This window comes from Isosphaeraceae bacterium EP7, from assembly GCA_038400315.1.
Classification (GTDB): Bacteria; Planctomycetota; Planctomycetia; order Isosphaerales; family Isosphaeraceae; genus EP7.
Window position 1 is genome coordinate 3862284 of record CP151667.1, and the last position, 14548, is coordinate 3876831.

Annotated in this window: 9 protein-coding genes; 5 read left to right on the forward strand and 4 right to left on the reverse strand. The window is 66.8% G+C overall.

The genetic code is table 11. The features are described from left to right. Nucleotides 1-86: 86 nt before the first annotated feature. Both EP7_RS14960 and EP7_RS14965 read right to left on the reverse strand, forming a co-directional pair. Nucleotides 87-653, reverse strand: a complete 567-nt coding sequence (locus EP7_RS14960; protein ID WP_463522049.1) for a hypothetical protein — start codon at nt 651-653, stop codon at nt 87-89. A gap of 218 nt (nt 654-871) precedes the next feature. Then, on the reverse strand, nt 872-3577 hold the full coding sequence (locus tag EP7_RS14965) for a beta strand repeat-containing protein (RefSeq protein WP_463522051.1): 2706 nt from the start codon (nt 3575-3577) through the stop codon (nt 872-874). A 401-nt stretch (nt 3578-3978) separates the two neighbouring features. Between EP7_RS14965 and EP7_RS14970 the strand changes: the two genes are divergently transcribed. From EP7_RS14970 to greA, 5 genes are all read left to right on the forward strand, one after another. After that, entirely contained in the window at nt 3979-6765 is a 2787-nt protein-coding gene (locus EP7_RS14970) for a TolC family protein (protein ID WP_463522053.1), read from the forward strand. Next, complete coding sequence (locus EP7_RS14975; protein ID WP_463522055.1) at nt 6647-8527, forward strand: efflux RND transporter periplasmic adaptor subunit; 1881 nt, start codon at nt 6647-6649, stop codon at nt 8525-8527. The genes EP7_RS14970 and EP7_RS14975 overlap by 119 nt, the downstream gene beginning before the upstream one ends. Further along, on the forward strand, nt 8527-9336 hold the full coding sequence (locus tag EP7_RS14980; protein ID WP_463522057.1) for an ABC transporter ATP-binding protein: 810 nt from the start codon (nt 8527-8529) through the stop codon (nt 9334-9336). Before EP7_RS14975 ends, EP7_RS14980 begins: the two co-directional genes overlap by 1 nt. A gap of 167 nt (nt 9337-9503) precedes the next feature. After that, nucleotides 9504-10808: an ABC transporter permease gene (locus EP7_RS14985; protein ID WP_463522059.1), complete on the forward strand. Its 1305-nt coding sequence runs from the start codon at nt 9504-9506 to the stop codon at nt 10806-10808. A gap of 287 nt (nt 10809-11095) precedes the next feature. Further along, the gene (gene greA, locus EP7_RS14990; RefSeq protein WP_463522061.1) at nt 11096-11575 is read left to right on the forward strand and encodes a transcription elongation factor GreA; all 480 of its coding nucleotides are present in this window, start codon (nt 11096-11098) and stop codon (nt 11573-11575) included. Nucleotides 11576-11671: 96 nt separating this feature from the next. Here greA and EP7_RS14995 read toward each other — a convergent pair whose 3' ends face one another. Both EP7_RS14995 and EP7_RS15000 read right to left on the reverse strand, forming a co-directional pair. Continuing rightward, nucleotides 11672-12391 carry an RluA family pseudouridine synthase gene (locus tag EP7_RS14995; protein ID WP_463522063.1) on the reverse strand — a complete coding sequence of 240 codons (720 nt, stop codon included), beginning with the start codon at nt 12389-12391 and terminating at the stop codon, nt 11672-11674. Nucleotides 12392-12479: 88 nt separating this feature from the next. Further along, nucleotides 12480-14411, reverse strand: a complete 1932-nt coding sequence (locus EP7_RS15000) for a redoxin domain-containing protein (protein WP_463522065.1) — start codon at nt 14409-14411, stop codon at nt 12480-12482. Between the last annotated feature and the right edge of the window lie 137 nt (nt 14412-14548).

Here is a 14548-nt window from a genome sequence, read left to right on the forward strand (position 1 = left end):
TCGATGATGGAGGATTGTCGGATTTTACCCCGGCCCGAGCCCCCGGGCAATCGCCGAAGGCTCGGGCAAGGGGCCGAGTGAGCCGATCAGGGGGCCTTCGGCGTTTCGGGGGCGGGGGTTACGGCCGGTGCGGGTTCGCTGGGCTTGAGTGCATCGAGGGCGTTCTTGCTCTTTTCTTTCAAGCTGTTGCCGGCGTCCTTCAGGACGTCGCCCGTCTTCTTGGTGAGGTCTTTGGCCTTCTCGCCGATGATCTTGGCTTCTTCTTCGGCCTTCTCCTTGAGCTCTCCGAGCTTCTCGCCGGCCTTGTCGACGGCGGCGCCGGCCTTGACGCCCAGCTCTTTCGTCGTGCTAGCGGCGGCGTCGAGGCCCCGGTCGATGGCGGCTCCGGTCTTCTCGGCGGCGTTGCCGGTGGCTTCCATCGCGCCCTTGACGGTCTCGCCGGTGGCCCCGCCGATCTTCTCACCGGCCTTGGCGGCGCCGGATTTTAGCGAGTCGCCCAGCGCGGCGCCGCCGCCTTCGATCTTGTCGCCGGTCTTGTCCAGGGCGTTGGCCGTGGCGTTGGCGCCCGTCTCGACCTGGTCGGAGTTGCAGCCGAGGCCCATCGTGCCGATCGAGGCACAAAGTACGATCGGCAGGAACAGATTCTTCCGCATCGAAGTCACTCCAGGGGAACGATCGCATCCTCGCGCCGGGCCATTCTGCACCGGTGTCGATCGCTTATCACGCCCCATTAGATCAGGCGACCGGGGCGGGCGAAAGGGGCGGACCGCGTGATCGCTCAAACGGCGGGTGGAGCGAGATGAGAACGACCCCGCGTGCCGGGCTTGGCACGCGGGGTCGTCGTTTCGTCGTCGGCCCCTTTCGGGGTCAATTAGGACTTGCCGTGCTTCTGGGCGCTGATGTTGCTGTTCAAGTTGCGGAAGACCTGCCGCTGGGCGGTCGCGGGGATGACCGGCGTCTTGTGGGTGAACGTGATGGTCTGGTTGGCCTTGTAGCGGCTGCGGGTGAAGACCGACTTGCTCAGGGTGTTGGCCTTGCCCGCCTCGCCGTGCTTATAGAACTGCTGCTTGTTGGCGTTGACCCTACCGGTGAGCCTCGCCTGGAACCCGCCCTGCGGCAGGAACTGCTGGTAGGCCACCCGCAGCGGGATCGCCTTGTAACCGCCGAGCTTGGAGAGGGCGGCCACCGAGGGGACGAGCTTGCCGCCGTTGGGCGGGATGAAGGTCGTCGGGACGAAGGCGCCCGGGAGGACTGCGGCAGTCGCACCTCCGCCGCCGCCGCCACCGCCACCACCACCGCCGCCGCCACTCGTGATGGTGACGCTCGTCGAGCCGACCCATCGCTGACTCGAGGCGGTCCCGGTGGCCAGGGTGCGGCCCGAAACCGTGAAGGTGGTGGCAGACCCGGCGACCAGATTCAAGGCCGACCGCGGGCTGATGGTGACGATCGCCTCGGGGATGCCGTCGCCATTACGGTCCGTGTCGGTCGTGATTGTGGCCGTCGGGAACGCGACGCCGTTGACGATGATCGTCGTCGGGTCGATCTGGGTGGCCGGCGCGAACGGCGGGACGGCGGTGGCGACGCTGTAGACGTAAATCTGCAGCTGGTCGGGCGTCGTGGCGGAGATCGAGAAGGGCGCCACGGGGCTGCCGACGCCGATCGTCGTCTGGATCGAGGTGTCGGTGGGTGTGCCGACGCCGAGCGAGGAGAATTGCAGGCCGAAGGCACCGCCCGCAAGCGCCCTGGAGGTGGTGAATCCCAGACCGGCGGAGCCGACGACCAGACTGTTGTTGAACGTGAGCAAGTTCGAGGCGGTCGTGATGGTGCCCAGCGGCGAGGCTGCGGACACAGCGGAGCCGAGGAACCCGGGCCCCTGGCTGTTGCTGTTGACGAGTCTCTGGCCGGCCAGGATCGGGTTCGTGTCAACGTTGGCGAGCGAGAAGGTGCCCGTCAGGTTGAAGTTACCCGGCACGACGTAGACCACACCGCTTCCGTTGTTGAAGGAAGGCCCGCCGATGGCGATCGAGCTGCCGCTGATCAGGTTGTTGACGTTCCGCTGGGGAATGCCCGTCACCGAGGAGCCGGATCGAGAGCCAGCTTCGCCGGTGAACTGGACCCCGGTGATCCCGTTATTGAAGGCGGCCAACGAGACCTGGGCCACGATTCGAGTGGTCGTCGTGCCGCTGACGGTACCCCGAGTTCCGTAGATGAGCGAGGTGGTGCCGGCGTTTCCGCCGCCGCCAGGCGCTCCGATTAGGAGATCGCTCAGTCCGTCGACATTGAAGTCGCCGGCGGTCGCCAGTGCGAAGCCCGTCAGGTCGCCGTTGCCGGCCCCCTGGAAGACAATGCCCGGCACGGCCGTATCGACGCCCGACACCGGGGGCGGCGCGGCGACCCGGCTCAGGAGGACGACGGTCTGACCGTTGACGAGGAGCGACTGGCTCGTGAGCGTCGCGCTGCCGTAAACCATGAAGGCCCGGCCATTGCCGATGCCGGTCTGCGGCGCGCCGATGATCAGGTCATTGATCGCCGCGCCGCCGGCGCGGACGTCGCCGTCGAAGTTGCCGGCGGAGGAGACGGCCAGGCCGGTCTGATCGCCGACGGCGGCGCCCACGAAGGTAATGCCGGGGACCGTCGTCCCCGTCGTCTGGCCGACGCCGGTCAGGTCGATCGTCCGGGTCGCGGTCGAGGTCAATGCCGCGCCTGAGACCAGGTAGACGGCCCCGGTGGCCCCCTGGCCGGCCACGCTGGCGCCCGGGGCACCGATGGCGATGTCGGGGATCCCGTCGGCGATCACGTCGCCGACTCCGGCCACAGAACGGCCGATCTGGGCACCGACACCCGTCCCGACAAAGGTCACGACGTTGATGCCGGTGGGGTTGTCCAGGTTGACCGTCTTGGACGCGGTCCCGGTCCGAAGCAGGGCCGTGGAACCGTACACGAGATAAGCACGGCCGACGCCGGCGACGCCGCCGGAGGAGTCGAATCCTCCGGGAGCCCCGATGAGGAAGTCGGAAAAGCCGTCATTGTTGACGTCGCCCGCGGCGGCGACAGACGCCCCCAGCAGCGAGTTGGAATCGTTCGACGTGAAGATGATCCCGTCGAAGTTCAGCGTGGCATTGCCGTTGGCGGGGTTCGTCTGCGCCGTGCCGCCCAGGTCGTTTTCGGGGTTGCCGACGACGCCGAGGTTGCCGATGCGCTGCTGCGCCGTCAGGCCAACAAACGGGGTCGGTCCGGTCACCGAGCGGTCACCGAAGACCAGGTAGGCGTTGCCGATTCCCCCGGTTCCAAGCGCCAGCGTGCCGCCGCTGTTCACGATCGTCGGGGCACCGATGAGCATGTCGTCCGACGTGGTCGCGGCTGCTCCATGGGTATTGCCCACCTGGGCGATGGAGAAGCCGATGCCGGCGGTCGGCGTGGCCCCGGCGAGCTCGATGCCGAGCGGCGGCGTCGCCGTCGCCACTGTCGACAGGTCGACAGTGAGCAACTGGCGAGGTTCCAGCGTCTCGGCCTTCAGCGTATAGGATCCGCGACGACGCGCGGCCGGCGATCTCGGATCGCGATTGCCCCAGAGCATCGGAGACTCCCTCCTCCAACCTTGTCGTCGCGCCGCAGCGACCCGCGGTCGCGTGCAGACTCCCACGAGCTGGTCGCCCCTCATCGCCCCTTCCGAGGGCGAGTTGGGCCGGCCTGGCGCCTACCGCGCCGTCCGCTCATGGAGCCCTTCATCGCTAGGAGTTTCGACCGGCGACACCTCCCGAATCCACCCAATCCGGCGAGGCATAGGCCGACCCGTCGTTCTTTCGGAGATATTCGATTCAATCGGCAGAGTCGTTGCGGCCGATATCCTTCGCTGTGAGGGGAGACGGCGCAACGGACTGCGCCTTCATCCCCAAAAGGTGAGGACCGCCGTCCCGCGTGACGGGCCGGACACTCGCCTCAGTCGCGAACTGGCACCCGCCCCGGAGGCCGAAGGCTATGCCGTCGTCAAGGAATCGGAAGGCATCCCGATGCCGACCTCGCCGCAAGGCACTGGCCCTCGGCCTGCTCTCGCTCGCACTCGGCACCCAGGCCGGGTGCGGCCGCGAGTTCTTCCGCAACTGGGCCGACCAGGACGTTTCGGAGGCGGTCTTCGAGAAGAGCCGAGACCCTCGGTTCCGCATGGAACTCTTCTCCATCGAGCCGCCGGCCCTCTCGCGGTTCGGCGATCCCTACGACCCGGATCGCCCGCCGGCCCCCCCCGATGACCGGGCCGCCGAGGCACTCTCCCCGGTCCCGCAGTGGCCCAACCACCGCCTGATCATCCCCGCGGAGGGGACCGGCTACCTCGACATGCTCGACGAATGGGCCAGGACCCAGACGAACGACGCCGCGAGGGAGACGGTCATCGGCAGTCCCGGCCGGGTCGGGCCGCCCCTGATCCCGCCGACGGTTCCTCCCGACTCCAGGCCTCCGCTGGCGCCCGACCTGCCGGCGACGCCGATGCCCCCTGGCGACCCGAATCCGGGGACGTCCGGCGCGTCGTTGTCGCCTACTCCCCTTAAGAGGCAGAGTGTCGCGCTCGGAGTCCCGCCGGTGATCAAGATGGCGGCCGCACCCCCCATCCGCCGCCCGAAGTATGACCTGGGTGTCCGCCTGGCGGCCTACCAGGACACCGGCCTACCCATGCCCGTGCCCGCCCAGGTTCCCGCCGCGGGCCAGCCCGGCACCCCCGACCAGCGTGACACCCAGGCCGGCCGCGAGGCCCCGACCAATTCCCCCGAATCGGCCAAGCCCACGGGCCCCATCCGCGTCGAGCCCCGCGTTCCGGGCGACCCGAACCCCGCCCCCGGGCCCGCCCTGGAGCCGGTGAAACCCAGACTCGACCAGACCCAAGATCAATACGAAGCCGCCGAGGCCGTCGCCTCGGAGATGGCCGGGATCCTCATCCCCGAGGCCATCACCTTCAACGAGGCCCAGGTCGCCGGGCTCGACCCCAATAGCCGGCCATATAAGGTGTCGATGGAGCAATCCTTCGCACTGGCGCTGATCAATAGCCGCGCTTACCAGTTCCAACTCGAGAACATCTACACCAACAGCCTGGCCGTGACGCTCCAGCGTTTCGCCTTCCAGCCGCAGTTCATCGCCGGCCTCTCGCCGTTGACGGCCCCCGCGGGCGCCGGCCTGGCGGTCAACCCCGGCAACAACTTCCTCTACAGGACGGTCGAGGCCCCCGGGGGCCAGGCATCCGCCCTGACGCTGGGCCAGGTTGCGGGCATTGGCAAGCTGTTCACGACCGGCGGCCGCGTGCTGGCCAGCTTCGCCAGTCAGACGGTCTTCAACTTCACCGGGAGCAAGCCGACCCAGCCGACGGTGCAGTCGTTCCTGCCCATCTCCATCGTCCAGCCGTTCCTGCGGGGCGGCGGTCGCGCCGTCACGCTCGAGGCCCTGACGCTGGCCGAACGCAACCTGCTCTATGTCGTCCGCGGCTTCGCCAGGTTCCGCCAGGAGTTCTTCGCCAGCGTCATCGTCGGCACTCCGGTCACCAATCAGGGGACTGCGGTCGACCCGATCCAGGGCTACCTCGTCGTCCTCCAGGAACTCCAGCAGGTCGAGATCTCACGGAAAAACCTGGCGGCCTACGAACAATTGTATAAAGTCTATAAAGAGCTCGCGAAAGGCGAGCCCTCGGGCCTGACGCAGCTCCAGGTCGACCAGATTCAGTCCCAGGTGGAAAGTGCCCGTCAGCGATACCTGAACGACACTTTCGTCTACAAGACGAGTCTCGACCAGTTCAAGATGCAGCTCGGCCTGCCCCCCGACCTTCCCCTGATCCTCGACCGCTCCCTGCTCAAGGGCTTCCGCAGTGTCTTCGACGAGATCGACCTCTGGTTCATGAACCCCAGGCGGGACATCAACGACCTGCCCTTGTTCGCCAACCGGCTCCCGAATCTCGAAGACGTGAACATCGACGGCCGGTCGGTCCTGGCAATGGTCCGGGCCGGCGAGGAACGCCCCGAGCAGGAAGATGCGCTCCTTCAGATCGCGGTGAGGGTTGCCTTCGAAAACCGTCTCGACCTGATGAACGCCCGGGCCCAGCTTTACGACGCCTGGCGAAATATCCGGTTCACAGCCAACGCCTTGCAGGGCATCTTCAATGTCGCGGTGACCAACCAGATCCTCACCCCGCCAAATACAACCAACCCGTTCGGCTTCATCGACCAGGCCAAGCAGTTCTCGCTCGTGCTCAACGCCGAGCTCCCCTTGGTCCGCGTCGCGGAGCGTAATAACTTCCGAACCGCCCTGATCACCTACCAGCGTCAGCGGCGAATCTTGCAGAACGCCGAGGACTCGATCAAGCAGCAGGTCCGCCAGGAGCTCCGTCAGCTCCAGCTCAATTACCAGAACTACGAGATTGCCCGGATCAACCTGGTGCTCAATCTCAGGCAGAAGGACCAGGCTCAGGAGCAGATTATCGCCCCGCCGGCCGCTGGCGGAGCCAACACCGCCAACGCCGCCGTCCAGACGACGAACGTCATCAGTGCCCAGGGCGGCGTGGCCAACGTCGAAGGCCAGCTCGTGAGCCTCTGGCTTGCCTATCAGACTCAGCGGTTGTCCCTGTATCGCGACCTCGGCATCATGCCTTACGACGAATGGGAGGCCTACAGTGAACTTTTCCCTCCAAAGCCAGCCGTCCCCGGGGGCGGCGACGCCCCCGCCGGCGGCGGCCAACCTGCCGGAGGCAACCCGCCGGCCGCCGCCGCGGAAGGGCCGCCCGCTCGTTAAAGCCCTGGTGCTGCTCCTGGGCGTCGCCGGCCTCGCCGTCGGCGCCCTCGCCTACGGGATCCCCGGGGCCGGTCGGCCGTTCAATAACCTCTTCGCAGCCTCGGCCACCAACATCCCGCTCTGGGAGGTCAAGGTTGCCAACCTCCCCATCACCATCTCGGACAAGGGGAGCCTGGAGAGCTCGGACAACAAGGACGCCTTCTGCGAGGTCGAGGGCCAGGCCCAGATCATCAAGATCTTGCCCGAAGGCACCCGAGTGAAGAAGGGCGACCTGGTCGTCGAACTCGACAGCTCCTCGCTCCGCGACCAGCTCAGCACCCAGAAGATCAACACCCAGCAGGCCGAGTCGTCCTACCGGCAGGCGACGCTCACCCGCGAGGTCGCCGAGACCGCGGTCATCGAGTACAAAGAAGGCACCTTCAAGCAGGACCAGGACACGGCCAAGGGCGAGATCGCCCTGGCCAATAGCGAGCTGACTCGCGCCGAGGACCGCCTGGCATGGTCCGACCGCATGGTCGGCGTCGGCTACGTCTCCAAGGCGCAGAACACCGCCGACCGCCTGTCCCTGGAGAAGGCCAAGTTCACCCTCGAGCAGTCGATGACCAAGCTCGACGTGCTCCAGAAGTACACCCAGAAGAAGACGATCAAGGAGCTCGAGGCCGAGGTCGAGAAGGCCAAGACCGACGAGAAGGCCAAGGAAGCCACGCTCGAGCTGGAGGTCATCAAGGAAAAGAAGCTGACCCGCCAGATCGAGAAGTGCATGATCCTGGCCCCGGGCGACGGGCTGATCGTCTACGCCAATGACCCCAACCGGTTCGGCGGCAACAACCAGCCGCAGATCGAGGAAGGGGCCACCGTCCGCGAGCGGCAGAAGCTCTTCAGCCTGCCAGACGTCAGCAAGATGCGCGTGAACACCAAGGTCCACGAGTCGATGATCGACAAGATCTCGACCGGCCTTCGCGCCCTGGTCCGGGTCGACGCCTTCCCCGGAGACGAGCTGAAAGGTCGCGTCGCCAGCGTGGCCCCGCTGCCCGACCCCAACAGCTTCTTCAGCTCCGACATCAAGGTCTACACCACCCAGATCCAGATCGAGAACGGCCCCCCGGGCATCCGCCCCGGCATGACCGCCCAGGTGCAGATCCTGGTCACCGAGCTGGTGGACGTCCTGAGCATCCCGGTGACGGGGGTCCTGCCGTTCAAGGGGAAGAACTTCGCCTATGTCCGCCTGCCGCAGCAGCAGGGCTTCGACCGCCGCGAGATCACCCTGGGCCTGACCAATGACAAGCTCATCGAGATCAAGACCGGCCTGAAGGCGGGCGACATGGTCGTCCTCAACCCCTCCACGCTGCTCTCCGAGGACGAGAAGCGCGAGGCCGCCTCGGCCACCAACAAGGCCGGCACCAAGAAAGACTGGGGAGCGGACGGCAAGGGAGCGCCCGGCATCGGCGGACCCGGCACGCCCGGCGTCCCGGGGGCACCCGACGCTGGCGGACCCGGCGGTGAGCCCAAAGCCAAGGGCAAGGCCAAGGGGGCCCGCAAGGGGGCCGGCGGCGGGATGGCCGCCTTCGGCCAGAAGTTCCAGAATATTAGCGCGGACGACCGCGCCAAGATGAAGGACGCCAGCCCCGAGGACCGCAAGGCCATCCTGCTGAAGGCCGGCTTCACCGAGGAAGAGCTCCAGCAGATGGAGCAGATGCGTCGCGACGGCGGCGGAGCAGGTCCGGGCGGACCCGGCGGCGGCGGCCCCGGAGGTCCTTCGTAATGGATTTCACCAACGCGTCCCGGCCCATCGTCAAGCTGGTCAACATCAAGAAGACCTATGTGATGGGCCACGGGCCGAAGAAGGGCGGCTTCTTCGGCGGCAAGCGGGGCCCCGACCAGCGCGTGACCGTGCACGCGCTTCGGGGGGTCGATGTCGACATCTTCCCGGGCGAGTACGTGGCCATCATGGGCACGTCCGGCTCGGGCAAGAGCACGATGCTCAACCTGCTCGGCTGCCTGGACCGCCCTTCCAGCGGCCAGTACCTGCTGGGCGACCGCGACGTGGCCCAGCTCTCCGACGACGAGCTGTCCGAGGTGCGCAGCCGCTACATCGGATTCATCTTCCAGTCGTACAACCTGATCCAGCAATACACCGTCGTGGAGAACATCCAGCTCCCCCTGACGTATCAGGGGGGGGGCGAGATCTCCGAGGCGCAGCAGGTACGCACCGAGGAGCTGGCCAAGCTGGTCGGGCTTCACGAGCGGCTCGACCACAGGCCAACCCAGCTCTCCGGCGGCCAGCAGCAGCGTGTGGCCATCGCCCGGTCGCTCATCAACGACCCCTATATCATCCTGGCCGACGAGGCGACGGGCAACCTCGACACCCAGACCAGCTACGAGATCATGGACATGCTCGGCAAGCTCAACGACGCGGGCAAGACCATCATCATGGTCACCCACGAAGACGATATCGCCGAGCATGCCAAGCGCATCATCCGGATGCGCGACGGCCAGATCTACGACGACGGCCCCAGCCCCCGGATGCTCCAGGGGACCGGGCCGGCATCGCGGGCCGTCGCCGCCCACTGAGCGATCACGACCCGGGCGGGCGAACCGGCGACCCTGGTCACCTCCGCCCGCCTCACGCCCCTCACGCTGCCCGCCTCTCACGCCATTGCCCCAATCCCCGCCCGACGAGTCGACCGCCGGGATGAACCAACGTGGTCCCGCCCCCTCTGGCGGGGAGTTGTCTTGCCATGCGACGAATCCTCAAGAGCCTCGGCCTGGGCCTCAAGAGCCTCCTGCTGCACAAGCTGCGATCGGGCCTGACGGTCCTGGGCATCGTCTTCGGCGTCGCGGCGGTCATCTCGATGCTCGCCGTCGGCGAAGGGTCCAGCCGCGACGCGCAGGAGCGCATCGCCGCGCTGGGCGCCACGAATATCATCTTCCGCTCGATCAAGCCGACCGAGGAGAGCCAGGCCAGCGGCGGTCGGCCCTCGCGCATCCTCAACTATGGCCTGAAGTACGACGATTACGAGCGGGCCATGGCCACCGTCCCGACCATCAAGCGGGCCCTGCCGATCCGCGAGATCCGCAAGCAGATCCGCTACCTCAACCGATTCCTCGACGGCAGTGTCGTCGGCACCACGTCCGACTACCTCGAGTTCAACCGCCTGGAGATCGACAAGGGGCGGTTCCTCACCGAGAGCGACAACGAGAAGTACCAGAACTACGCGGTGCTCGCCTCCGACACGGCCAAGACCCTTTTCCCGTTCGAAGACCCGATCCGCAAGAGCGTCAAGCTTGGCGGCGACTACTACACCGTCGTCGGCGTGACCCGCGCCCGGGTCGCCTCGGCGGCCACCGGCGGCGGCATGTCGGGCAAGGACTACAACAAGGACGTCTACATCCCGATCAACACGTGCAAGCTCCGCTTCGGCGAGCGGATCATGGATAACCGCTCCGGGTCGATGTCGGTCGAGGAGACGCAGCTCTCGCAGATCACCTTCCAGGTCGCCACGACCGAGGACGTCAGCCCCACCGCCCCGCTCATCGAGGCGGCCATCCTGGGGGGGCAGGGCCTGAATGCCGACAAGCCGTTCCATCCCAAGAAGGACGTCACCATGACCGTCCCCTTCGAACTGCTGGAGGAGGCCAGGCGCACCGCCAGGCAGTTCAGCATCATCCTGGGGACGATTGCCAGCATCTCGCTGCTTGTCGGCGGCATTGGCATCATGAATATCATGCTCGCCACGGTGACGGAACGGACCCGCGAGATCGGCATCCGCCGCGCCCTGGGGGCCAAACGCCGGGACATCGTCCAGCAGTTCCTCATCGAGACGATCGTGCTCTCCGGCGTCGGCGGCATCCTGGGGGTCATGATCGGCTTCCTGATCCCGTTCCTGATCCGCTGGTTCCTGCCCGACCAGAAGACGATCGTGACGACCAGCTCGGTGCTCCTGGCCTTCGGGATCTCCGTCGGCATCGGCATCCTGTTCGGGATCTATCCCGCCCGTCGCGCGGCGATGATGGACCCGATCGACGCCCTGCGTCACGAGTGACCCCCGACGCAGGGGGCCCCAGCCCGGCCCCCTGCGTCTGTCCGAGTCGCCCCGGTCGAATGGCCTTGCAAGGCGGGCTGGCGGCGACTAGGCTGGACTTGCAGTGGACCGCGGCTCCGGGCTTCATCGACGCCCCGGGGTCGCGGCGTTTGCATTGAACGATGAGTCGTTTTCACACGATTCAATCTCAACGACAACTTTACGCCAGGCCACCCAGGCGCCCTCGGGCCCCGGACGGCCCGGTCGCACCCGCGGACCGACCCGCCCGATAGATGGAGCCGCCCGGAATGTCCAGCGATCGCATCCCGATGACGAAGGAAGGGTACGAGAAGCTCAAGGCCCAGCTCGACGTGATGAAGAACGACGATATGTCTCGCATCGCCGAGCAGATCGCGCTGGCCCGAGGCTTCGGAGACCTCTCCGAGAATGCAGAGTTTGACGCCGCAGTCGAGGCCCAGGGGATGCTCCAGGCCCGCATCAACGTGCGGCAGGATGAGCTCGCCCGCGCCATGATCGTCGACAAGTCGACGCTCCCCACCGACCGGGTCGTCTTCGGCTCCAGGGTCCGGGTCCTCGACCTCGGCCTCAATGAAGCGGAAGAATTCATCCTCGTCGGCCCCGGCGAGGAAGACTACGACCTGAACAAGATCCTGCTGACCTCCCCCATCGGTCAGGGACTCGTCGGCAAGAAGATCGGCGAGATCGTCGAGATCGCCATCCCCAAGGGGAGCCTCCGGCTGAAGATCGTCGAGATCCTTCCCGAGTGACGAAGAGGCCCGCGAGCCCGGCCAGCAACGAGGGGCCGGGCGACGATCGAGCCGTCACAGCGAAGCCGATCCCATGTGGTTGACGGCTCGGCCCGTCTACCCGGCCCAGTACTGGGGCGCCGGCGCCAGGATCGTGAGCGGCCGGCGCAGGATCGGATGCTCGACCGTCAGCGAGCGTGCGTGAAGCGCGATGCGGCCCGGCAACGTCCGCGTGGAGCCGTATGCCACATCGCCCATGATCGGCAGCCCGTGCGATGAGCACTGGACCCGGAGCTGGTGCGACCGGCCCGTCTCGGGCTTCAGCACAAGCCGGGTCAGGCCGTTACCCGGCCTCGGCCCCATGGCACGCTCGAACCGGGTGATCGCCCGCCTGGCTCCCGGCTCCCCCTCGGCCAGGACATGGGCAATATTGTTCGGGTCGGGCGGGCCCAGCCAGTCTTCCCAGACACCGAATGAATCTTTCGACTCCCCCTCGGCAATCGCCCAGTACTCCTTGACCACCCGCCTGGCCTCGAACTGGCTGGCAAGCCTGCGGGCGGCCATCGGGGTCTTGGCCCAGAGGATGACCCCCGAAACCGGCTTGTCGAGCCGATGCACGGTGCCCAGGTAGGCCGCCGAAGGGTCATCGGGGCGCAGGTAGGCCCGGACGAGGTCAACCAGCGATTGCCGGCCCGCAGGCCCCTGGGTCAGCAGGCCCGCCGGCTTCGAGACCGCCAGGCAGTGCGCGTCCTCGAACAGGACCGGCGGCATCTCGAAAAGGGGGAAGACCACCTGCGCTGCCGGCTCGGCGGGATCGGGGCCCGGCTCGTCGGTCATTCTCGGCATCCTTGATCCGCGGCCTCGGCCGCCAAAGGGGCCGAGGATACGCGGTGAGCCCCCAGCCCCACAAGCCAGCCTCACTCGATCAGCGAACGCCTTCGATCGCCGTCGCCGACACCTTCGGGGCCACGATCGGGTGGCCCCCCGGCCCGATCTCGATCTCGATCGGCTCGGCGTCCACATAATCGACGTAGCCGATCATCATCTCGTCGAAGGTCTGGTCACCCCAGTGCACCGCACGCTTGCGGTCGGGGTTGGCGGGGTTTCCGGCCGAGTTGTCGTAGTGGGCCTCGCAGTCGATTCGGGATCCGGCCGGCAAATCCATCGGCTCGGACAGGGTGTAATAGCTCTGCCAGGCGAAGTCATAGGCCGGCACGCTCAGCAGGGTTTTCGTCTCTCCGCCGGTGGTCAGCGAATACTTGAAGCTCTTGCCGCGCAAGTGCATGTGCGGCATGAAGCTGAGGAGCCTCACCGGCTTGTCGAGCGTATGCGTCGAGGTCACCGGATGATTCGCCGCATCGGGCGGTATCAGGAATTTATCCTGGGCGATGCCAATGATCCTGGCCTCGTGCCTGACAGTCCCTTTCGCCAGGACAAACCCGACTTTCGACCGGTCGACCTGACGCTTGCCGTTGGGGGTGTAATGAATCTCGAAGACCAAGTCGGAGCCGGCCGGAATCTTCTTGGCGATCCCCTCCGGAAATCTCGACGGCATGTCGCCCGGGGCGTAGCCGCAGAAGTGGAGCTTCTGGCCCTTGGGGTCGTCTACATAGACGATGATGTGGTGGACCACCGATCGGGCCCCGGGGACGGCCTCGGCAGCCTGGACCCAGACGTCTTCCTTGAAATTCGTCGGCACCCGGAACCGGACGTAGGGAAGGGCCCCCTGCGCCGCAACCTGATAATCTTCGGGAATCTGGAAGACGAGGTCGGGCGTGCCGATCGTCCAGCCCTCGGGGTACGTGCGCGGGGCCGGCACCTTGGCGGCGTCTCCCAGCGGCGCCCCCTGGTCGACCCAGGCGATCAGGGTCGACCGCTCGCGTGCGCTGAGCCGGCGGTCGTTGGAGAAGTGGCCGTAACGCGGGTCGGCATGCCAGGGGGGCATGCGCCGGTCGTCGACGACCTCCCGGATCGACGCGGCCCAGCGCCTGGCGTCGTCGTAGTTGTTCAGCGTGAAAGGGCCGACCTGGCCAGGGCGATGGCACGACTGGCAGCGATCCTGGATGATCGTCGCCACCTCGCCCGCGTACGTCACCTTCCCGACCTCGACCTCGGCATCTTCGCCGGTTTCCTTCAGGCCCTGGAGGATCTCGGCGGAGGCGGGGCGGACCAGCGTCCGGGTTGAGGCGACCCGGGGGGCGACCCGCTCGATCGGGCAGCCGGCCACCTCGGTCGAGGATACCCTGACCTTACGGCCGGCCAGCACATCTTCGATGGCGGCGACCAGAAACTCCTCCGAAGGCTTGGGCTTCCGGCTGGTCTGGGTGTACTGGTCGTCGATGGCCCCGCGATAGACGAGCTTCGCCGATCCATCCATCAGAAGGACCTCGCAGGTCCGTTCGGCCAGCAGCGAGTCGGCGACAATGTTGCCCGGGTCCTTCAGCACCGGGAACCCGACGCCGAACTCCTTGGCATGGGCCGCCACTCTCTCAGCCGACTCCGAGGCGTTGGAATTGATCGCCAGGAACCGGACCTTGCGGCTTGCGTAAGCTCGATTCAACTCGTCGAGCCTTGGCAGATAAGCATTGCCGACGGGGCACTCGACCCCGGTGAACACCAGGACGACGGCCTTGCTCCCCCTGTATCCGTAGAGGGAAAGCTGGCCATCGGTCGTGACGTCCCGTAGCGTGAAATTCGGAGCCCGCTGCCCGACCATCCTCGAGGCGGTCGAACCAGGGGGGGGCTCGGGCCCATCCTCGGCCACGACAGCGACCGAAAAGGCACCGATCAGCACGATGGACAGGGCAAAGGCCCGGGGCGACATCGCGCCGGGTCTGTTCGTGGGAATTTGACCCATGGCGCAGAAGGCTCCGGGCGAAGGAGTTGGATCACCGAGAATGTAACCCGGCGTTGGTGGTCGAAGTTTCGGATTTTCGCGAAGTGATGTCAAACCGAGCGTCGAGAGGCCGGGCATGTTGCCGGCACGCCCCGATG